This window comes from Pseudomonas sp. KD5 (genome assembly GCF_012932895.1).
GTDB lineage: Bacteria > Pseudomonadota > Gammaproteobacteria > Pseudomonadales > Pseudomonadaceae > Aquipseudomonas.
Window position 1 is genome coordinate 809,376 of sequence record NZ_JDWJ01000001.1, and the last position, 21,118, is coordinate 830,493.

A 21,118-nucleotide genomic window follows, 5' to 3' on the forward strand; every position below is an offset into this window, starting at 1 on the left:
GACCTGCCCGCCTTAGGATTTCTCCCAGCGAAACATCGCTACCCATAACAATAATCACCGGAGCCTGACATGACCCTCCACATTTCCACCGCGCCTTGTTGCTGGGGCGTCGACGACGTCAACAATCCTCATCTGCCGGCGTGGCAACAGGTTCTTGGCGAAGCGGCGCAAGCGGGGTATCGCGGCATCGAATTGGGGCCATACGGTTACCTGCCACTGGACGCCGACGCGGTGGGCTCGGTGCTGGTCGAACACGGCCTGCATGTGGTGGCTGGCACGGTATTCGACAATCTGGTCGACCCCGCCAACCTGCCCAGCCTGCTGAATCAAACCCGCAATATCTGCGCATTGCTCAAGCAGTTGCCGGCAATTCCCCTGGAGCCGGGGCAACGTTTCGCCATGCCGTGTCTGGTGGTCATCGATTGGGGGCATGAGGAGCGTGACTACGCCGCTGGCCACTCTGACCGCGCGCCGCGCCTGGCGCCCGATGCCTGGCGGGGCATGATGGCCCACATCCGCGCCATCGCCGAGTTGGCGTGGACGGAATTCGGTGTGCGCACGGTGATTCATCCGCACGCCGGGGGCTACATCGAGTTCGCCGACGAGTTGGCCCGACTGGTCGAAGACATCCCCTACGAAGTGGCCGGCCTGTGCCTGGACACCGGCCATCTGTACTACGCCGGCATGGACCCGGTGCAGACCCTGCGCCAGTACGCGGACCGCGTGGATTACCTGCATTTCAAAGACATCGATCAGGCCGTGTTCGATCAAGTGCTGGGCGAACACATCACCTTCTTCGCCGCGTGCGCAAGAGGCGTGATGTGCCCGATCGGCCAGGGTGTCATCGACTACGGCGCCTTGCGCGAGCTGATCACCGAGATCGGTTACCAGGGTTACATCACGGTCGAGCAAGAGCGTGATCCACGTAACGCCCATGGCAGCCTGCGCGACGTGGCTGCCAGCCGTGACTACCTGTCCCGGGCGGGTTTCTGATTTCTCTCATGCGAAGGACATTTCGATGATCAATGGCAGCAAGCGAATTCCTCAACCAATCCGCTGGGCGATGGTGGGCGGCGGGCGTGACAGTCAGATCGGCTACATCCATCGTTCGGCGGCCCTGCGTGACCAGTCGTTTGCACTGGTGGCCGGTGCCTTCGACTTGGACCCGCAACGCGGTCGCGACTTTGGTGTGCAACTGGGGGTCGACCCCGAGCGTTGCTACGCCGACTATCGCAGCCTGATTGAGGGCGAAGCCGGGCGGGCAGATGGTATCCAGGCTATTTCCGTGGCGACGCCCAATGGCACTCACTTTGAAATCACCAAGGCCGCTCTGGAAGCGGGGCTGCATGTGGTCTGTGAAAAGCCGCTGTGCTTCACCCTTGAGGAGGCGCAAACCCTGCGCGAAATCGCGTTGTCGCGAAACCGGGTGGTGGGGGTGACCTACGGCTATGCCGGGCACCAGTTGATCGAGCAGGCGCGGGAAATGATCGCCCTGGGTGAGTTGGGTGAGGTGCGCATGGTGCACATGCAGTTTGCCCATGGCTTCCACTGTGAGGCGGTCGAGGTGCAGAGCGAGGCGACCAAGTGGCGGGTCGATCCGCGCCTCGCTGGCCCCAGTTATGTGCTGGGAGACGTTGGCACTCATCCGCTGTACCTGTCGGAAGTCATGCTGCCCGAGCTCAAGATCAAACGGCTGTTGTGCACACGCCAGAGCTTTGTCAAAAGCCGCGCACCACTCGAGGACAACGCCTACACACTGATGGAATACGAAGGCGGGGCCATGGGCAGTGTGTGGTCGAGCGCGGTGAACGCCGGCTCCATGCATGGCCAGAAGATTCGCGTGATCGGCTCCAGGGCCAGCCTTGAATGGTGGGATGAGCGGCCAAACCAGTTGTCATTCGAAGTCCAGGGTAAACCTGCCCAGGTGCTGGAGCGCGGGATGGGTTATCTGCATCCCCATGCGTTGCTTGATGACCGGATCGGTGCCGGGCACCCGGAAGGGCTGTTCGATGCCTGGGCCAACCTCTATTACCGTTTCGCCTTGGCCATGGACGCCGCCAACCGTGGTGATCATGAACAACTGGCAACGCTGCGTTATCCAGACATCAATGCCGGTGTCGAAGGCGTGCGTTGGGTCGAGCGCTGCGTCCATTCCGCGGACCTGGGTGGGGTGTGGGTCGATTACTGAGTCACGGGTGCCCCTGGCAGATCGGCGTGCGGCTGAGCAGTCGTGAGATAGACTGATCAGCGGACATCGGACGGTGGGGGGCACAAGTGGCGCAGTTCACATGGATTCGCTGATCACCGCAGCAGCGCGTGCGCTCGCGGCGGGTGATCCGCTCGGCGCGCTGAACCGCATCGCCCTGCGCAACGACGCACCTGCACTTGCCCTTCGTGGCATCGCGATGGCGCAACTGGGTGACCTTGTGCGAGCGAAGGCGCTGGTGCGAAGTGCCGCGCGGGCGTTCGGTGCGAAGGAGGCCTTGGCCCGCGCGCGGTGTGTCGTCGCCGAAGCCGAGATCGCGCTCGCCTCGCGTGACCTGAACTGGCCGGTGAAGGCGCTCGACGCCGCGCGGGCGACGCTTCAGGCACACGGCGATTGGGTCAACGCCGCCCATGCGCGCTATCTCGAGATTCGCCGCTTGCTGCTGATCGGGCATCTCGACGAGGCCGAGCAACGTCTCGCCGAACTCGACCCGACGCCATTACTGCCTGCGTCGAGGGCCGCTTACGAACTGGTTCTGGCGGGCATCGCGATGCGTCGTCTGCAAACGAAAGCGGCGCGTGCTGCACTTGTTCGGGCCGAGCATGCCGCGCAGCACGCGGGCATTGCGGCGCTCACCGCCGAGGTCGAAAGCGCCTCGCATATCCTCGATACGCCAGCGGCGCGGCTGATTATCGATGGGCAGGAACGGCCGCTGCTACTCGATGAGATTGAAACGTTATTGGCGTCCCCCACGCTGGTGGTGGACGCCTGCCGGTACGTCGTGCGCGACGCAGGCTCGTCGGTTTCGCTCGCCCGGCGTCCGGTGCTGTTTGCGCTCGCCCGGGCGCTGGGCGAAGCGTGGCCCGCCGACGTGCCAAGGGAAACGCTGATTGCGCGAGCCTTTCGGATGAAGCACGCGGATGAGTCCCATCGCGCACGGTTGCGCGTCGAACTCGGGCGGCTGCGCGGGGCGCTGCACCTGATCGCCGACGTGGTTGCGACCCCGCGAGGGTTTGCGCTGGTGCCACGGGTTGCGTCTGACGTCGTGGTGCTGGCGCGGCCTGTCGAAGAGCAGCATGCGACGCTGCTCGCTTTTCTCGCTGACGGTGAGTCGTGGTCGAGTTCGGCCCTGGCGTTGGCGCTCGGCGCCAGTCAGCGCACCGTGCAACGAGCCCTCGACACGCTGGCGGCGACCGGCAAGGTGCAGTCATTCGGCCATGGTCGGGCTCGTCGCTGGGTGTTCCCGCCGGTACCTGGATTCGCGACGGGATTGTTACTCACGGCGTTGCTGCCCAGTGATTAGCATCCTCATCACTACCCCAGTGATCGCAGTCAGTAAACGAGGAACAAGACATGAAACATTCAACGGCTGAAATCATCCGCGAATACGGGCCTTTTCCAGGCATCGACCATGTGCATGGTGTCACCCATGACGGTCAGCGTGTCTGGTTTGCCTCCGGCGACAAACTCAACGCCCTGGACCCGGCCAGCGGCAAAACCCTGAAATCGATCGATGTCGCCGCCCACGCCGGCACAGCCTTCGACGGCCAGCACCTGTTTCAGATCGCCGAGGATCGCATCCAGAAGATCGACCCGCAGACCGGCCGTGTGATCTCCACCATCCCCGCGCCCGGTGGCGGTGGTGACTCAGGGCTGGCGTGGGCCGAAGGCACGCTCTGGGTCGGTGAGTATCGCGAGCGCAAGATCCATCAGGTCGACCCCCAGACCGGAGCGGTGCTGCGCACCCTGGAATCCAATCGTTTCGTCACCGGAGTGACCTGGGTCGAGGGCGATCTGTGGCACGGCACCTGGGAAGGTGACGAGAGCGAGCTGCGACGAGTCGATCCGGCTACGGGCGAGGTGTTGGAGAGTGTCCAGATGCCGGCTGGTGTCGGCGTGTCGGGGCTGGAGTTCGATGGCCACGACCGGTTTTTCTGTGGCGGTGGCAACAGCGGGAAGGTGAGGGCTGTGCGCCGGCCTGAATGAAAGGCTGCGACTATAAAACGGCTTTGTATCAGAGCGCTTGCAGAGGCGGCGAGTGTGACTGCCGCCTTTGGGACCGTGCCCTATGGGGGAACTTGGAAATAGCCGATAGGCCCGCTCCCTGAAAAATCTGTGGAATATGAGTCATTTACGATACAACCATTACCCATTCTTTACATTGGAACGGTGCTCAAACCCCCGCAAACACTGTCTGAAAGGGCGAGAAAGGTTGTTTTTCTCGCCTAAACAGAGAGTGACGTAATGAAGTTGAACAAAGTTGTAAAAGCGGCGGTGGTTTTCGCCTTGTTGTCGTCCCTGTCGGGCTGCTGGATGTTCTTCCCACCAGGTGGTGGTGGTGGTGGTGGTGGTGGTGGTGGTGGTGGTGGTGGTGGTGGTGGTGGCCATCATGGAGGTTTTGGGGGTGGGCCCGGTGGCGGACCACGCTGAGCAGCTTCACTCAGCGTGTCAAAAGGTGAACGCTTGCGCCGAGCGTGACGAACGCTGAGTCATCTCGGTTTCCAGCAGATGCTCAACCAGCACATCATTCAAAAAACGGAACTGATCGTTGAGCCCGACCACTTCGTTACTGAAGTGGTTGGTGGCTGCCGGTATCAGCAAGGTTTCGAATTGCTTATCGAACACCAGCGCGACCGCTTTGCGAGAGATCACCTGCTGGGAATAGTAGTTGCTGCCGAACACCGGGAAACTCACGGTAAGGCTGACGGAATAAATCATGATGTCGGCTCCTCGGTTTGACCGATTTCCAGCACCAAGCGGGAAAACAGGGTCAGGGTGATGGCCGTCAGGGCAAGGCAGGTCAGGAGATGGATCAACATGGTGTGCCCCTCCGATGCGGGGTTTAAGTGGCGATAAGTTGATCCTGCGCCCAGCGTTTTTTTTGCGGAAGGCATTCGCGGCGATGGTGAATATCGACGTGGATGATGGTGGCGTTCCTCGATGGACTTGCGGGCCTGCTCGCGCAGGCATTTTTGAAGGCGCTACCACACTTCCTGACGGACGGCCCCCGGCCCCGACCTATACTCAAATCAACATGCTTTTGCGCGTCAAACACTCCGTTCGACGCAGACTGTAGGACACCGCGATCTTGAACCTGCGTTCGCTGATCGCCGCTGTGTTGGTGGTACTGGCGGGATGCGTCACACCCGCGCGTGCCCCGGTAGCGGTGGCGCCGGTAGTGGTTTCCCAGAGCACCTGGCAGCAGGTGGACCAGGAAATTGTCGCGGCTTCGCAGCAGGCCACCGAACAGGCCAGGGTATACGCCCGCGGGTCCATGGAACATTGGCGCACGCGGGTTTACGAACAGACTGAAGAAGTCTTCATTCCGTGGTTCAGTAGCTACTGGACCCAGGAATGGCTGTCAATGAAGGTCAGCTGGTACACCATCAGTGCCGGGGGCGAGCAGGATGCCTCGGCTAAACGCCTGGCGGCCTATCTGTTGGAACAATATCACCAGAAAGTGCTGAACCCGGTAGCGGTGGAGATCGATCCCGACGAGATACTCGGGCAGGCGACGGCGTTTTACGTGCAAGCTCTCGGCCAGCAACTTCAGGTCATCTCCCAGCGTCACGGCGTACCGATGGCGCAGCTCAACGAGCGTATCCAGAAAATTCCGGCGATTTCGCTGGGGCCGCCGCCCGCCCGTGACGCGTCGCTGTATCAGGTGGTGCACAGTGAACCGCTGACTAAGTTGCCGGCCTACGCGGCGTTGATCGACAAGATCCACGCGGCAGGCGGTGAGAAGGGTATTGCCTCGACGGACGCCGGCATGACGCCGGTGGCCAAACGCGCAAGTAAGCGGATGGAAGCCGAAATGGCCCCACGAGGCGCGGCCGGTGCCGTGGCGGCAGCGGCGGGGAAACTGGCCGGGGCGTTGATTTCCCTGGGAGTGGCGGGGGTGCGTGCGGTTATTCAAGCCAACGACCGACCTGATAGCGAGGCGCTGATCCGCAGCAGCCTGGGCGACTCATTCGACAAGGCGTGGCTGAAGCTGGTGCAAAACCCTACCACCGGTGTCATGGCCGGAACGCTGTACATGGCCGGGCAAATCGAAGGCGGCTTGGCCCAGCCTGTTGCACAACCTGTCGCTCAGCCCGTCGAACCGTCGGTCGGCTTGGGTGCGGGAACTGTCGATTGGAGCCACGCTGGATCGACTACCCAGCAGATCAACCCATAACCCGAGGAGAATGATCATGGCTTACGTTGATGGCTTCGTCGCAGCGGTGCCCAAGGCCAACCGCGAAAAATTCAAGAAACACGCGGAGTCCGCCGCGGCGATTTTCAAGGAGAACGGCGCGCTCAGCCTCGCTGAATGCTGGGGCGACGACGTGCCTGATGGCAAAGTGACGTCGTTTCCCATGGCGGTCAAACTCAAGGAAGACGAGACCGTGGTGTTTTCCTGGATCGTCTGGCCGGACAAGGCCACCCGTGACGCCGGCATGGCGAAACTGATGAGCGATCCGCGGATGCAACCGGACGTCAATCCGATGCCGTTCGACGGCCAGCGGGCGATTTTTGGAGGTTTCGAAATGCTCGTCAAAGCCTGAAGAGGCGGCAGGATCACTCCGGAGTCGGGGTGATCCTGCAGCTTTTGCGATTGCGAATCTCGCTGTCCGACGGCCGCTCCTTGATGAACTCGAAGCGCGGCTCGCCTTCGTTGTAATGAACCAGCCAGCCCCATTCCAGCTCGGACTCATCCTGGCCGGGCTTCGGTGGTACGGCCCACCATGGCTCTTTGCTGATGACCTGACGCATGGCGTCCTCCCGTCAATTCGGTTGCTTCAACTATAACGCGCATGCCGGCAGGTGCCAGAAATGGACTTGCTGGCGTGGTATCCCTTTGTAAAATCAAAGGGTCCCCGAGCATTGAGGTGCCAGACATGAGCGATGAAACCCGCGAGCCGTTCAAACGGCTGTTCTTCGCCCTGAACTGCGCCCCCGAACAACGCCGGGCCATTGCCCAATGGCGCGCCGCACTGGGGCTCAACATCGGGCGCCCGGTGCCGGCGGAAAACTTTCATCTGACCCTGCTGTTTCTCGGCACGGTGGGCATGGCGCAAATAGCGGGTGTCTGCAAGGCCGCCGCCAATATCCGCACGTCCGGCGTGCCGTTGACGGTGGTGCTGGATCGGCTGGACGTCTGGCGTCGCTCCGGGGTGTTGCTGCTGGCGCCCGCGCAGGCGGCACCGGAGCTGCTGCGCCTGGTGTATGCGCTGGAGCAGGCCATGCTGCCGTTCGGTTTTGAAGACACCCATCGGGAATTCCGCCCGCATTTGACCCTGATGCGCGACTACCGGGCGCCGGTCCCCGAATCCGCGACGCCGCCGGAGTTTTACCTGCGCGCCGATCGCTTCAGCCTGTTCGAGTCTCATAAAGGCCGGTACATAGCGCTGGCCGAGTGGCCGCTGGTCGCTTCATAAGCCCACAAAAAAAGGCGCCCGAGGGCGCCCGAAACTCACCTTAACCGAGGAAGCCAGGTGAGGCCGTTCATCAGAGAGGAGTGCAGCGGTGGTAAGGCGCTGCGTGAACGGAAAAAGGGAAAGCTGTAATGGATGATCGTTCCCACGCGGAGCATGGGGACGATCAGTGAGGTGGGATTACTTGCCCAGCTTCACCCGCGTCCAGCCCCGGGTCATGATCCGCTGGGTGGCAATCGGCATGTCAGGAATGGCATACAACGTCGCCATCACCGCTTGCGGCGGATACGACCCCGGGTCGTCGCGAATCGCTTCATCCACCAACGGCGTGGCCGCCGCGTTGGCATTGCTGTAGCCGATGCTGTTGGTGACTTCGGCAATGATGTCCGGGCGCATCAGGAAGTTCATGAACAGGTAGGCGTTGTCGACGTTGGCGGCGTCCCGAGGGATGGCGACCATGTCGTAAAAGCTGCCGGCGCCTTCTTTCGGGATGCTGTACTCGATCTTGACCTTGTCGCCGGCTTCCTGGGCGCGGGCCTTGGCTTGCAGCACATCGCCGGAGTAACCGACGGCGACGCAGATGTTGCCGTTGGCAAGGTCGGAGATGTATTTCGACGAATGAAAGTAGGCCACCGATGGCCGGATCTTCATGAACAGCGCTTCGGCTTCGGCGATTTGCGCCTTGTCCCGGGAGTTCACCGGGTAGCCCAGATAGTGCAGGGCAGCCGGAAGCATTTCCGTCGGCGAATCCAGAAAGCTGATGCCGCAGGCTTTGAGCTTGGCGGCGTTTTCCGGTTTGAACAGCAAGTCCCAGGAATTCACCGGCGCATTAGTGCCGAGCACTTCCTTGACCTTGACCGGGTTGTAACCGATGCCGATCGAACCCCACATGTACGGGAAGGCGTGGCCGTTATCCGGGTCGCTGGCCGAGGCGTTTTTCAGCAGCACCGGGTTGAGGTTTTTCCAGTTTGGCAGCTTCGATTTGTCCAGTTCCTGATAGACCCCGGCCTTGATTTGCTTGGCCAGGAAACTGTTGGACGGCACCACGATGTCATAGCCCGATTTTCCCGCCAGCAGCCGTGCCTCAAGGGTTTCGTTACTGTCGAACACATCGTAGGTCACGCGGATGCCGGTCTCGTCTTCGAACTTCTTGACGGTGTCCGGGGCAATGTAATCCGACCAGTTGTAGACGCGCAGAACCTTGTCATTGGCCTGGGCGCCAGTGGTCATTGCGCCCAATAAGGACAGTGTCAGCAGAGTCCTGCCAAACATTTTCATCGGTACAACTCCATTCTTTTTATTCAAATCACATAAAACAAAAATGCGGTGAACACAAAACCTGTGGCGAGGGGGCTTGCCCCCGTTGGGCCGCGAAGCGGCCCCCAAACCTGTAAACGAGGTGTATCAATCACACTGAATTCGCTGGTTTACGACTGCTTCGCAGCCGAACGGGGGCAAGCCCCCTCGCCACAGGATGGTGCTCACTTAACTGAAAATCAGTGGCGCTAGACCGTCGCTTCTACCAATTGCTTTTTCGGTTGTTGCCAGGACTCGCTGGCAGTCTGGTCCATCGCTTCCTGAATCGCCCGTTTGCGGGTGGCTTCGGCCCTGCGGCTGAAGTACCAGACCATGAACGTGACGATCGACACCGCCAGCAGAATCAGGCTGGCCACGGCATTGATCTCAGGCTTAACGCCCAGACGCACCGCCGAGAACACTTCCATCGGCAGGGTTGTCGAGCCTGGCCCCGACACAAAGCTCGCCAACACCAAATCATCCAGCGACAAGGCGAACGACATCATGCCGCCGGCCGCCAGTGACGGTGCGATCATCGGAATGGTGATCAGGAAGAACACTTTCCATGGCCGTGCACCGAGGTCCATGGCGGCTTCTTCGATGGACAAATCCAGCTCTCGCAAGCGCGCCGACACCACCACCGCCACATAGGCTGCACAGAATGTGGTGTGAGCGATCCAGATGGTGACGATGCCGCGTTCCTGCGGCCAGCCGATCATCTGCGCCATGGCCACGAACAGCAGCAACAGCGACAGACCGGTGATCACTTCCGGCATCACCAGCGGCGCCGTCACCAAACCGCCGAACAGCGTACGGCCCTTGAAGCGCGTCACCCGGGTCAGCACAAACGCCGCCAACGTGCCGAGCGCCACCGCGGCAATCGCCGTGTAGCAGGCGATTTCCAGCGAGCGCACCACCGAGCCCATCAGTTGCGTGTTGTCGAGCAGGCCGACGTACCACTTCACCGACCAGCCGCCCCACACCGTCACCAGCTTCGAGGCGTTGAACGAGTAGATCACCAGAATCAGCATCGGCAGGTAGATAAACGACAGGCCGAGCACCAGCATCAATCGTGAAAATCCGAAACGGTTCATCCCCGTCCCTCCATCTCTTTGGCCTGGCTACGGTTGAACAGCAGAATCGGCACAATCAGGATCGCCAGCATCACCACCGCCAGGGCGGACGCCACCGGCCAGTCGCGGTTGTTGAAGAACTCCTGCCACAGCACGCGGCCGATCATCAGGGTTTCTGGGCCACCCAACAGTTCCGGAATCACGAACTCACCGACCACCGGAATGAACACCAGCATGCAGCCTGCGATGATCCCGTTCTTGGCCAGCGGCACCGTGATTTTCCAGAAGTTGTTGAAGTTGCTCGAGCCCAGGTCCGATGCGGCTTCCAGTAGGCTGCCATCGTGCTTCACCAGGTTGGCGTACAGCGGCAGCACCATGAACGGCAGGTAGGCGTAAACCACCCCGATGTACACGGCGGTGTTGGTGTTGAGGATCTCGATCGGCTGCGACGTGAGCCCGGTCCACATCAAAAACGCATTGAGCAATCCGTTGTTGCTGAGGATGCCCATCCACGCATACACGCGGATCAGGATCGCGGTCCAGGTCGGCATCATGATCAACAGCAGCAAGACGTTTTGCGCTTCCTTGCTGGCCTTGGTGATCGCATAGGCCATCGGGAAACCGATCACCAGGCACATCAGCGTGCTTAAGAATGCGACCTTCAACGAGCCGAAGTAAGCCGAGATGTACAGCTCATCCTCGGTCAGCAGCGAGTAGTTGCCGAGGTTCAGCAGCAGCTGAAATTTCTGTTCGGCGAAGGTGTAAATCTCGGAGTAGGGCGGAATGGCCAGGGCTGCTTCCGAGAAGCTGATCTTCATTACCAGGAAGAACGGCAACAGGAAAAACAGGCACAGCCACAGGAATGGAATGCCGATGACCATTTTGCGGCCACTGGGCACCAGGCGCAGGAACTGCTGATTGAAGGTTCTCATGAGCGCAGTACCACGCCGCTGTCGTCTTCCCACCACACGTAGACCTGATCGTCCCAGGTCGGGCGTGCGCCACGGCGTTCGGCGTTGGCCATGAACGACTGGACGATCTTGCCGCCAGGCAGCTCCACATAAAACACCGAGTGGCCACCGAGGTAGGCGATGTCATGCACCTTGCCTTCGGACCAGTTGTAGCGGGTCTCGGGCTTGAGGGTGCTGACCAGCATTTTTTCCGGGCGGATAGCGTAGGTGATCGACTTGTCCTGCACCGAGGTACTCACGCCGTGGCCGACGTAAATCTTCTGCGCAAGGTCCGGGCTGTGAATGATCGCGTGGCCTTCCAGGTCTTCCACAACGGTGCCGTCGAAGGCGTTCACGTTGCCGATGAATTCGCAGACCATGCGGCTGACCGGTGCTTCATAGATGTCCACCGGGCTGCCGATCTGGGCGATCCAGCCCAGGTGCATGATCGCGATGCGCTCGGCCATGGTCATGGCTTCTTCCTGGTCGTGGGTCACCATCACGCAGGTCACGCCGACGCGCTCGATGATTTCCACCAGCTCCAGTTGCATCTGTGAGCGCAGCTTTTTATCCAGTGCGCCCATCGGTTCATCGAGCAGCAACAGCTTCGGCCGCTTGGCCAACGAACGCGCCAGTGCCACACGCTGACGCTGACCGCCGGACAACTGATGCGGCTTGCGTTTGGCGTATTGGGTCATGTGCACCAGGCGCAGCATTTCTTCGACACGGGCGTCGATTTCGCTGGCGGGCAAACGGTCCTGCTTGAGGCCGAAGGCGATGTTCTGCGCCACCGTCATGTGCGGGAACAGCGCATAGGACTGGAACATCATGTTGATCGGCCGTTCGTAGGGCGGCATGTCAGTGATGTCGACACCGTCGAGCAGAATCCGCCCTTCGGTCGGGCGCTCGAAGCCGGCGAGCATGCGCAGCAGCGTCGATTTGCCCGAGCCGGAACCACCGAGCAAGGCGAAGATTTCGCCTTGATGGATCTCCAGGGACACATCGTCCACGGCGGTGGTTTCGTCGAATTTCTTGGTGACGCGGTCGACTTTCACCAGCACCTTTTTCGGTGCCTGGTGACCATCAAGAGCCTTCCTGTAGATGCTGGAGGCGTTTGCCATATGAAACTCCCAACAGGTTTCAGTCGTCGGGCCAACACGGCCTGACTTAAGAGTGGATTGCAAACCCGGGCCTGGCGATGCCATTGAATTCAACGCTTACCGCTCGGGCTTATTCGGCACCGCCGTCCTGGCTGCCTGGTCGTACTTGTTGTTATTGCGGTTCATCTATTACGCAAGCCACCGGCGCGCAAAGGCACGCCCGCCAGACTCACGGGGGCAGTCAATCGATTAGAAATGTTTGAAGTCAGCGCGTATTACGCAGCGCCGCCCGTTGTCGGCACGCCTCGCCAAACGCCTGGAAAATACTCAAGTAAGGGGGATTCGAAAGCACCTGCCATTCCGGGTGCCACTGCACGCCGACGGCGAAGGTCTTGCTGTGCTCGACGGAGATCGCCTCGATCAAACCATCCGGCGCGATCGCCTCAGCGCGCAGGCCCGGTGCGAGTCGGTCGATGCCCTGGCTGTGAATCGAATTGACCTGGAATACCTGCGGCAGGTCCAGTGCTTCGAACACACCGCCCGGTTGCACAGTCACCGCATGGGCCGCGGCGTACTGCACGGCCAGATCGGGACTGTCCGCTTCCCGGTGATCGAGCATGCCGGGCAGTTCGTGCACCTTCTGATGCAGGCTGCCGCCGAACGCCACGTTCATTTCCTGAAAGCCCCGGCAGATGCCGAGCACCGGAACACCGGCGGCGATGGCTGCACGCAATAAGGGCAGGGTGGTGGCGTCCCGTTGCGGATCGTGATCCGTACCGGGAGCGCTGGCCGGGCCTTGATAGTGGAAAGGCTCCACATTCGATGGCGAGCCGGTCAGCAGCAGACCATCCAGCTGCGCGAGCAGCGCGTCGGTTTCGGTCAGGTCGCCTAAGGAAGGAATGACCACTGGCAGCCCCAATGCCGCGACGCTGACAGAACGCAAGTACTTGTCGCCGCTGACGTGGTAGGGGTGCAGGCCAATCTGTTTGACGCACGCAGTAACGCCGATCAATGGCTTGAATGCCATTTTTATCACCTCGAAGTTTCACACTTGAACGAGCTTTTCCGGAGCTTAGCCTTGTTGATTTTAATTAACAACTCTCATGTAAAAAATTCTAAACGCCGAACGTCCGATGCTGAGGGTCTACGCGGTGTTCAAGCCTGATATGGCACTCTGGTGCCCAAAAAAGGCCAGAAAATAAAGGCTGAAAGGCCATGTGTTCGCTATTGACTTCACTTTGCCGTTCGGGTTGACTGGCTCTCGCAAGTGAAGTGAACATAATAATTAACAGCTAATAGGTGCATCATGTCGGTCCCTCTGCGTGCCGTTCAACTCAACGAAGCAAACGCATTCCTTAAGCAACATCCTGAGGTTTTGTACGTCGACCTTCTGATTGCGGATATGAACGGTGTGGTGCGCGGCAAGCGCATCGAGCGCACCAGTCTTCACAAGGTCTACGAAAAAGGCATCAACCTGCCGGCGTCGCTGTTTGCCCTGGACATCAACGGCTCCACGGTGGAAAGCACCGGCCTGGGTCTGGACATCGGCGACTCGGATCGCATCTGCTATCCCATCCCCGATACCCTCAGCATCGAACCCTGGCAGAAGCGCCCGACCGCGCAGTTGCTGATGACCATGCACGAGCTCGAAGGCCAGCCGTTCTTTGCTGACCCGCGCGAAGTGCTGCGTCAGGTGGTGAGCAAGTTCGATGACATGGGCCTGACCATTTGCGCGGCGTTCGAGCTGGAGTTCTACCTGATCGACCAGGACAACGTGAACGGTCGTCCGCAGTCGCCACGCTCGCCGGTGTCGGGCAAGCGTCCGCACTCGACGCAGGTGTACCTGATCGACGATCTGGATGAATACGTCGACTGCCTGCAAGACATCCTCGAAGGTGCGAAAGAGCAGGGCATCCCGGCTGACGCCATCGTCAAGGAAAGCGCCCCGGCGCAATTCGAAGTCAACCTGCATCACGTCTCCGACCCTATAAAGGCCTGCGACTACGCGGTGCTGCTCAAGCGTCTGGTGAAGAACATCGCCTACGACCACGAGATGGACACCACGTTTATGGCCAAGCCATATCCGGGTCAGGCGGGCAACGGTTTGCACGTGCACATTTCGATTCTCGACAAGCAAGGCAACAACATCTTCGCTAGCGAGGATCCCGAGCAGAACGCCGCGCTGCGACACGCGATCGGCGGTGTGCTCGAGACCCTGCCGGCGCAGATGGCGTTCCTCTGCCCGAACGTCAACTCCTACCGTCGTTTCGGCGCGCAGTTCTACGTACCGAACTCGCCAAGCTGGGGCATCGACAACCGTACCGTGGCGGTGCGCGTACCCACCGGTTCGGCGGATGCCGTGCGTATCGAGCATCGTGTCGCTGGCGCCGATGCCAACCCGTACCTGCTGATGGCCTCGGTGCTGGCTGGTATTCACCACGGCCTGACCAACGAAATCGAGCCGGGCGCCCCGGTTGAAGGCAATAGCTACGAGCAGAACGAGCAAAGCCTGCCGAACAACCTGCGCGATGCATTGCGCGAACTGGACGACAGCGAAGTCATGGCGCGCTACATCGACCCGCTGTACATCGACGTGTTCGTGGCGTGCAAGGAAAGCGAGCTGGCCGAGTTCGAGAACTCCATTTCAGACCTTGAGTACAACTGGTACCTGCACACGGTTTAACGGGGGCTGACACTAAACCTGTGGCGAGGGAGCTTGCTCCCGCTGGAGCGCGAAGCGACCCCTCCTTCTACCTGAAAAGAAGGGGACTGCTGCGCAGTCCAGCGGGAGCAAGCTCCCTCGCCACAGGTTACTCATCGCTTGCCCATCGGTTAACACGATCACTTATTCCTCTGCGTCGAGTCACAACCATGACAAACACTCGCAGCGACTGGGAGCAACGCTTCCAGTCCTTGACACTAGAAGGCCGCGCATTCATCGACGGCCAATACTGCCCGGCACTCAGTGGCGACACCTTCGAATGCATCAGCCCGGTCGACGGCCGCTTTCTGGCGAACATCGCCAGCACCGACGAAGCCGACGCCAATGCGGCAGTCGCCGTCGCGCGCCGTGCATTTGAATCCGGCATCTGGGCGCGGTTGGCGCCCGCAGAACGCAAGCGCATCTTGATTCGCTTCGCGGACTTGATCCTGGCCAACCAGGAAGAACTGGCGCTGCTGGAAACCCTCGACATGGGTAAACCGATCAGCGATTCCATGAGCATCGACATTCCAGCGGCCGCCAACGCGATCCGCTGGAACGCCGAAGCCATCGACAAGATCTACGACGAAGTCGCCGCCACCCCGCACGACCAATTGGGCCTCGTCACTCGTGAGCCGGCAGGCGTGGTCGCCGCGATCGTGCCGTGGAACTTCCCGCTGATCATGGCCAGCTGGAAGTTCGCCCCAGCCTTGGCGGCAGGCAACTCGTTCATCCTCAAGCCTTCGGAAAAATCACCGCTGACGGCGATCCGCATCGCGCAACTGGCCCTCGACGCCGGCATCCCCAAAGGCGTGTTCAACGTGTTGCCGGGCTTCGGTCACACCATCGGCAAGGCGCTGGCGTTGCACATGGACGTCGACGTGCTGGCCTTCACTGGCTCCACCGCGATTGCCAAGCAACTGATGATCTACGCCGGGCAAAGCAACATGAAACGCGTCTGGCTGGAAGCGGGCGGCAAGAGCCCGAACGTGGTGTTCGCCGATGCGCCGGACTTGCGCGCAGCGGCTCGGGCAGCGGCCAGTGCGATTGCCTTCAACCAGGGCGAAGTCTGCACCGCCGGCTCGCGCCTGCTGGTGGAGCGCTCGATCCGCGAGCAGTTCATTCCGTTGCTGGTGGAAGCGCTGCAAGCCTGGAAACCGGGGCATGCGCTCGACCCTGAAACCACCGTCGGCGCCGTCGTCGACCAGCACCAATTGGACAATGTGCTGCGCTACATCCAGGTCGGCAAAGACCAGGGCGCGCAACTGATCGCGGGCGGCAGCCGCGCCCTTGAAGACACCGGCGGCCTGTACGTGGAGCCGGCGATTTTCGACGGTGTGACCAACGCCATGACCATCGCCCGGGAAGAAATCTTCGGCCCGGTGCTATCGCTGATCACCTTTGACACCGCTGAAGAAGCCCTGCAGATCGCCAACGACAGCATCTTCGGCCTCGCCGCTGGTGTGTGGACCAGCAATCTCAGCAAGGCCCACACCTTCGCTCGCGGCTTGCGCGCCGGCAGCGTCTGGGTCAACCAGTACGACGGCGGCGACATGACCGCGCCGTTCGGCGGGTTCAAGCAGTCGGGTAACGGTCGGGACAAATCGCTGCACGCGTTCGACAAGTACACCGAACTCAAAGCGACCTGGATCAAGCTCTAACACTTTTACAGCGGCGGTCGCCGGCATAGGCCGGCGGCCCTCGGAGAAATGTATGAAACACAGCTCTACACAAAATCATGTAAACAGCTATTACGCCGCAACCCGCAACCAGACCGGCGATTACCCGGTGCTTGAAGAACTGGTGGAATGCGATGTCTGCGTGATCGGCGCCGGCTACACCGGGCTGTCCTCGGCGCTGTTCCTCAGCGAAGCGGGCTATAGCGTAACGGTACTGGAAGCAGCCAAAGTCGGCTTCGGCGCCAGCGGTCGCAACGGCGGTCAGCTGGTCAACTCCTACAGCCGCGACGTCGATGTAATCGAAGAGCGCTACGGCGACAAGACCGCCGAAGTCCTTGGCAGCATGATCTTCGAAGGCGCCGACATCATCCGTTCGCGCATCAAGGAATACGACATCAAATGCGACTACCGCCCCGGCGGCATCTTCGCAGCGCTGAACAAGAAGCAGCTCAATGGCCTGGCCGAGCAGAAGCGTAACTGGGAACGCTATGGCAACAACAACCTGAAAATGCTCGACGCCTCGGACATCCAGCGCGAAGTCGGTTGCGACAACTACGTCGGCGGCCTGCTGGACATGCAGGGTGGTCACATCCATCCGCTGAACCTGGCCCTGGGCGAAGCCGCTGCGATCATTCGCCTGGGCGGCAAAATCTACGAACAATCCGCCGCCGTAGACATCTCCTACGGCGAACCGATCACCGTGCGCACCGCCAAAGGCGTGGTGCGGGCCAAGTACCTGCTGATCGCCGGCAACGCCTACCTGCCGCAAGACCTCGACAACCGCGTGACCCGCAAAAGCATGCCCTGCGGTTCGCAAATCATCGTCACCGAGCCGTTGTCGGAGAAGGTCGCCCGCAGCCTGATCACCAATAACTACTGCGTCGAAGACTGCAATTACCTGCTCGACTACTACCGCCTCACCGCCGACAACCGCCTGCTGTACGGCGGCGGCGTGGTCTACGGCGCCCGCGAGCCGGACGACATCGAACAACTGATCCGCCCGAAGATCCTCAAGACCTTCCCGCAACTCAAGGACGTGAAAATCGACTACCGCTGGACCGGCAACTTCCTGCTGACCATGTCGCGCATGCCGCAATTCGGCCGCATCGAGAAAAACGCCTATTACATGCAAGGCTACAGTGGCCACGGCGTCACTTGCTCGCACCTGGCCGGCAAACTGATCTCGGAAATGATCCGCGGCGACGCCGAACGCTTCGACGCCTTCGCCTCCCTGCCACACATGCCGATGCTCGGCGGCCGCACCTTCCAGGCCCCACTCACCGCCATGGGCGCGGCGTATTACGCCTTGCGAGACCGCTTCGGCATCTAGGTTGAACCTGCCGGCGGTCTCCGCCGGCCAAGCCTACGCATCAATCCTGTGGCGAGGGGGCTTGCCCCCGTTCGGCTGCGAAGCAGTCGTAAAATCAGCCCATTCGGTGTACCTGATACGCCGCGTGGGCAGGTTTTTGGGCCGCTTCGCGACCCGACGGGGGCAAGCCCCCTCGCCACAGTTTCTAAACCAGAACTGACTGACATCAGAAGCCGACAGCTTTTTTGCCAGCCGTTTATCGAACCTGCTGAGCTGCACCGACAAACGTGATTTAATACCCGCCTTCCACGGTTCCGGGACGGGAAACGGCGTAATCCGCGGCCACCAGTCGCCCGCCACCCACCCCCATTACCCCTTAAGTAGTTCTCACATAAGGCTGTCATGGACACGGGCTCACGACTCAAATTAGTACGCGAAAGCTATAAACTGTCCCAGCGCGAGCTGGCCCGGCGTAGCGGCGTCACCAATGCCACCATCTCCCTGATCGAACAGAATCGCGTCAGTCCCTCCGTCAGCTCCCTTAAAAAACTGCTCGAAGGCATCCCCATGTCCTTGGCGGACTTCTTCACCTTCGACCAGCCGCCGCGTGAGCACCAGTACGTGTTTCGCGCCAATGAACAGCCGGATCTCGGGCGTCATGGGTTGCGGTTGTTGTTGATCGGGGCTTCGGTGCCGAGTCGGCAGATGCGGCTGTTGCGCGAGCAATACGCGCCTGGGGCGAGCTCTGGGGAAGAGCCAATCGTGCATGCTGAGGGGGAGGAGTGTGGGCTCGTAACCCGTGGCACGGTTGAGTTGACGGTGGATGGGCAGATTAGTGTGTTGAATGCCGGGGATGGGTATTACTTTCCGACGACACTGCCGCATCGGTTTCGCAATATTGGGGCAGATGAGGCTGAAATCATCAGCGCCAACACCCCGGCTAACTTCTGATACCTAAAGCAGACATTAAACCTGTAGCAGTCGATAGCAGCCGTTCATGGTCGCTATCAATGAAACCCGGACAGAGTCCGGGTTTTTTATTACTTAAAAAAAAAGATCCTGCCGTTTGGCACTTGGCTTTTTTCTCTGCGGACTACAGCGCCTTGGCGTTGCGAGCATTTTTCTACACCACATCAGGAAACGTCCTGCGCTCTCGTCGGAAGCGCCCGATTTAGCCATTACAAGTTGTCCCTTAACCTCCATCGAATGGATCCATTCATTGACGCCAGAATAATGGCCATCTAATATCGCGCCACCATTGCGCCATTACTCTCCATTCGAGGGATCGAACATGTACCCACCCGCCCTCGTGGCGAGGTTGTGCCTGGCTTTGCTGTGCCTTTCTCCGCTGAATCTTGCTCACGCCGCCCCCACCCCCGGTGAAACCGATCTGATCCGCGAACGTCAGGATCGCTTGCTCGACGAGCAGCGTCGGCGTCTCGAAGAGCTCAAGGAATTACCCGGCAAGGCAACCAAACCCGCGCCTCCGACAGCCCCGGCCGACGCCCGTTGTTTCCCCATCAAGGACATCGAGCTCAAAGGCGCCGACAGTCTTTCGGACGGCGAGAAAAATCGCCTGCTCAAGCCTTACATCGGCCAGTGCCTGGGCGTTACGCAGCTCAACGAGTTGCTAAAGGTCATCACCGATCTGTACATCGAGAAGGGCCTGGTCACCAGCCGGGCCTACTTGCCGCAGCAGGATTTGTCCGGTGGGCATTTGAAGGTGCTGGTGGTTGAGGGTCGGCTTGAAGGGTTGAAGGGCGCGGAGGGCAGCCAGCTGTCGGACCGTGAACTGGCCATGGCTTTTCCCGGCAAGAGCGGGGAGCTGGTCAATCTGCGGGAAATCGAGCAGATGGTGGATCAGCTCAACCGCTTGCCGTCGAATCAGGCGCAGATGGAGTTGTCGCCGGGCAAGAACGTCGGTGGCAGTGAAGTGCTGGTCAAGAACACGCCGCAGAAGCCGTGGCGTGCCGGGTTGTCGCGCAGTAACGACGGCCAGCGCAGCACCGGCGAGCAGCAGTGGGGCACGACGTTCGATTGGGACAGCCCGCTGGGCCTGGCCGATCAGTTGATGCTGCGTGGTGGTCACGATGCGATGAGCGATCACCAGCACACCTCCAACAACGCGATGCTCAATTACAGCGTGCCGTGGGGCTGGTGGAACTTCAGTTACACCTACAGCCAGAGCGAATACCGCTCGCAAGCCCAGGCCAACGGTTTCAATTTCAAGCAGACCGGCGACAGCGAAAACCATCAGCTGCGCGCCGAGCGGGTGATCCATCGCGACGCCCTGAGCAAGACCTCCCTCAGCACCGGTCTCTCGTACCTGCGCACCAACAACTTCATCGAAGACAGCAAGCTCAAGCTGAGCAGCAACCGCATCAGCGAAGCGCAGTTCGGTATCAACCACGGTCGGCGGGTCGGCAGTGCCTTCGTCAACCTCGACCTGGGCATGCAACAAGGCATCGGCGCGTTCGACGCCCAGGGTAACGGTGATCCGGGCCCCGGCGAGCCGAACGCGCGTTACCGCAAATACACCGCCACCGCGAGCTATCTGCAGCCGTTCAAGCTGTGGGGCGAGTCCTTCAGTTTCAGCAGCCTGATGACCGGCCAGCGCAGTGAAGACGTGCTGTTCAGCCCGCAGCGCACCAGCCTTGGCGGGCAGTCGTCGATTCGCGGTTACAAGGACCAGTCGTTGTCCGGCGACAGCGGCGGCTACTGGCGCAACGACCTGCGCTGGAGTCGTCCGGTGACGCTGGAGTGGCTGCGCCCGGTGTTCGCTGAATACGGCACCAGCCTGGGTTACGACCAGGGCGTGATCCGTGGCGACCGCTACAACGGCGATCAGCACGGGCGCATGTCCAGCGACTCCGTGGAGCTGTTCGCCCGGGGTCAGCATGTGGCCGCCAGCGTGACTTTTGCCCATTCCCTGGAACGCCCTGACGTGCTGACCGAGCGCGAAGCGCCGATCTACTTCCGCGTGGATTTCTTCCTCTAATTTAGCTGCATCGGGACCTTTCACATGGACGTTCACCACTACGCTTTTCTCGCTCGCCAACCTTCTGCCGCCGTGAAAACCCGCGAGCACTTCCTGGGCATGCCCAAGCGCGGACTGGCGTTCCTGTTGGCCAACGTCATGTTTTGGCAACCGATGTGGGCGCAGGCCGATGGCATCGTCGTGGCTACACCGGGCACCAGCCTCGGTCAGGCGGGCAATGGCGTGCCGATCATCCAGATCGCCACCCCCAACGGCACCGGCCTGTCGCATAACCAGTTTCACGATTACAACGTCGGCACCCAGGGCGTCATCCTCAACAACGTCGCCAACCAGACCGGCGCGACGCAACTGGGCGGGATCATCATCGGCAACCCCAACCTGACCAACGG

Annotated in this window: 21 protein-coding genes; 14 read left to right on the top strand and 7 right to left on the bottom strand. The window is 60.7% G+C overall.

Features of this window, described 5'->3' with window-relative positions; translation table 11 throughout:
* The first annotated feature begins 69 nt into the window (after nt 1-69).
* The 5 genes from AF70_RS03650 to AF70_RS03670 all read left to right on the top strand — a co-directional run bounded on the left by AF70_RS03650 (nt 70) and on the right by AF70_RS03670 (nt 4,636).
* Nucleotides 70-993, top strand: coding sequence for a TIM barrel protein (locus AF70_RS03650; RefSeq protein WP_028941395.1), 924 nt, complete (start codon nt 70-72; stop codon nt 991-993).
* A gap of 25 nt (nt 994-1,018) precedes the next feature.
* Entirely contained in the window at nt 1,019-2,188 is a 1,170-nt protein-coding gene (locus AF70_RS03655; protein ID WP_019580255.1) for a Gfo/Idh/MocA family protein, read from the top strand.
* Nucleotides 2,189-2,288: 100 nt separating this feature from the next.
* A complete protein-coding gene (locus tag AF70_RS03660; protein ID WP_019580256.1) occupies nt 2,289-3,509 on the top strand; it encodes a hypothetical protein in 1,221 nt (406 codons plus the stop codon).
* A 50-nt stretch (nt 3,510-3,559) separates the two neighbouring features.
* Entirely contained in the window at nt 3,560-4,192 is a 633-nt protein-coding gene (locus tag AF70_RS03665; RefSeq protein WP_019580257.1) for a PQQ-binding-like beta-propeller repeat protein, read from the top strand.
* 258 nt (nt 4,193-4,450) lie between these two features.
* The gene (locus AF70_RS03670) at nt 4,451-4,636 is read left to right on the top strand and encodes a hypothetical protein (protein ID WP_169342448.1); all 186 of its coding nucleotides are present in this window, start codon (nt 4,451-4,453) and stop codon (nt 4,634-4,636) included.
* 18 nt (nt 4,637-4,654) lie between these two features.
* Here AF70_RS03670 and AF70_RS03675 read toward each other — a convergent pair whose 3' ends face one another.
* Nucleotides 4,655-4,924 (bottom strand): hypothetical protein, encoded by a 270-nt coding sequence (locus AF70_RS03675; RefSeq protein WP_019580258.1) that lies wholly within the window; start codon nt 4,922-4,924, stop codon nt 4,655-4,657.
* Nucleotides 4,925-5,294: 370 nt separating this feature from the next.
* Here AF70_RS03675 and AF70_RS03680 point away from each other — a divergent pair, with 370 nt between their 5' ends.
* Entirely contained in the window at nt 5,295-6,383 is a 1,089-nt protein-coding gene (locus AF70_RS03680; RefSeq protein WP_028941396.1) for a hypothetical protein, read from the top strand.
* A gap of 16 nt (nt 6,384-6,399) precedes the next feature.
* Nucleotides 6,400-6,753 (top strand): DUF1428 domain-containing protein, encoded by a 354-nt coding sequence (locus AF70_RS03685; protein WP_018930098.1) that lies wholly within the window; start codon nt 6,400-6,402, stop codon nt 6,751-6,753.
* Nucleotides 6,754-6,766: 13 nt separating this feature from the next.
* Here AF70_RS03685 and AF70_RS03690 read toward each other — a convergent pair whose 3' ends face one another.
* Nucleotides 6,767-6,961, bottom strand: coding sequence for a hypothetical protein (locus tag AF70_RS03690; protein WP_018930099.1), 195 nt, complete (start codon nt 6,959-6,961; stop codon nt 6,767-6,769).
* Nucleotides 6,962-7,086: 125 nt separating this feature from the next.
* Between AF70_RS03690 and thpR the strand changes: the two genes are divergently transcribed.
* Nucleotides 7,087-7,626 (top strand): RNA 2',3'-cyclic phosphodiesterase, encoded by a 540-nt coding sequence (gene thpR, locus AF70_RS03695; RefSeq protein WP_019580261.1) that lies wholly within the window; start codon nt 7,087-7,089, stop codon nt 7,624-7,626.
* A gap of 177 nt (nt 7,627-7,803) precedes the next feature.
* Here thpR and AF70_RS03700 read toward each other — a convergent pair whose 3' ends face one another.
* From AF70_RS03700 to AF70_RS03720, 5 genes are all read right to left on the bottom strand, one after another.
* The gene (locus tag AF70_RS03700) at nt 7,804-8,901 is read right to left on the bottom strand and encodes a polyamine ABC transporter substrate-binding protein (protein ID WP_028941397.1); all 1,098 of its coding nucleotides are present in this window, start codon (nt 8,899-8,901) and stop codon (nt 7,804-7,806) included.
* 227 nt (nt 8,902-9,128) lie between these two features.
* Nucleotides 9,129-10,013, bottom strand: a complete 885-nt coding sequence (locus AF70_RS03705; RefSeq protein ID WP_028941398.1) for an ABC transporter permease subunit — start codon at nt 10,011-10,013, stop codon at nt 9,129-9,131.
* Nucleotides 10,010-10,891, bottom strand: a complete 882-nt coding sequence (locus tag AF70_RS03710) for an ABC transporter permease subunit (protein WP_167331203.1) — start codon at nt 10,889-10,891, stop codon at nt 10,010-10,012. The genes AF70_RS03705 and AF70_RS03710 overlap by 4 nt, the downstream gene beginning before the upstream one ends.
* 29 nt (nt 10,892-10,920) lie before the next feature.
* Nucleotides 10,921-12,063 (bottom strand): polyamine ABC transporter ATP-binding protein, encoded by a 1,143-nt coding sequence (gene potA, locus AF70_RS03715; protein ID WP_018930104.1) that lies wholly within the window; start codon nt 12,061-12,063, stop codon nt 10,921-10,923.
* Nucleotides 12,064-12,307: 244 nt separating this feature from the next.
* Nucleotides 12,308-13,069 carry a gamma-glutamyl-gamma-aminobutyrate hydrolase family protein gene (locus AF70_RS03720; RefSeq protein WP_028941399.1) on the bottom strand — a complete coding sequence of 254 codons (762 nt, stop codon included), beginning with the start codon at nt 13,067-13,069 and terminating at the stop codon, nt 12,308-12,310.
* A 279-nt stretch (nt 13,070-13,348) separates the two neighbouring features.
* On the opposite strand from AF70_RS03720, the gene AF70_RS03725 reads away from it, so the two are divergent.
* The 6 genes from AF70_RS03725 to AF70_RS03750 all read left to right on the top strand — a co-directional run.
* A complete protein-coding gene (locus tag AF70_RS03725; RefSeq protein WP_018930106.1) occupies nt 13,349-14,725 on the top strand; it encodes a glutamine synthetase family protein in 1,377 nt (458 codons plus the stop codon).
* Between the two features lie 188 nt (nt 14,726-14,913).
* The gene (locus AF70_RS03730) at nt 14,914-16,404 is read left to right on the top strand and encodes an aldehyde dehydrogenase (RefSeq protein WP_028941400.1); all 1,491 of its coding nucleotides are present in this window, start codon (nt 14,914-14,916) and stop codon (nt 16,402-16,404) included.
* Between the two features lie 52 nt (nt 16,405-16,456).
* Nucleotides 16,457-17,752, top strand: a complete 1,296-nt coding sequence (locus AF70_RS03735; protein ID WP_028941401.1) for an FAD-binding oxidoreductase — start codon at nt 16,457-16,459, stop codon at nt 17,750-17,752.
* Between the two features lie 381 nt (nt 17,753-18,133).
* The gene (locus AF70_RS03740; protein WP_008011722.1) at nt 18,134-18,682 is read left to right on the top strand and encodes a cupin domain-containing protein; all 549 of its coding nucleotides are present in this window, start codon (nt 18,134-18,136) and stop codon (nt 18,680-18,682) included.
* Between the two features lie 340 nt (nt 18,683-19,022).
* Nucleotides 19,023-20,729, top strand: a complete 1,707-nt coding sequence (locus AF70_RS03745; RefSeq protein WP_019580266.1) for a ShlB/FhaC/HecB family hemolysin secretion/activation protein — start codon at nt 19,023-19,025, stop codon at nt 20,727-20,729.
* Nucleotides 20,730-20,753: 24 nt separating this feature from the next.
* The coding region (locus AF70_RS03750; protein WP_169342457.1) for a hypothetical protein at nt 20,754-21,118 on the top strand (365 nt) is incomplete at its 3' end.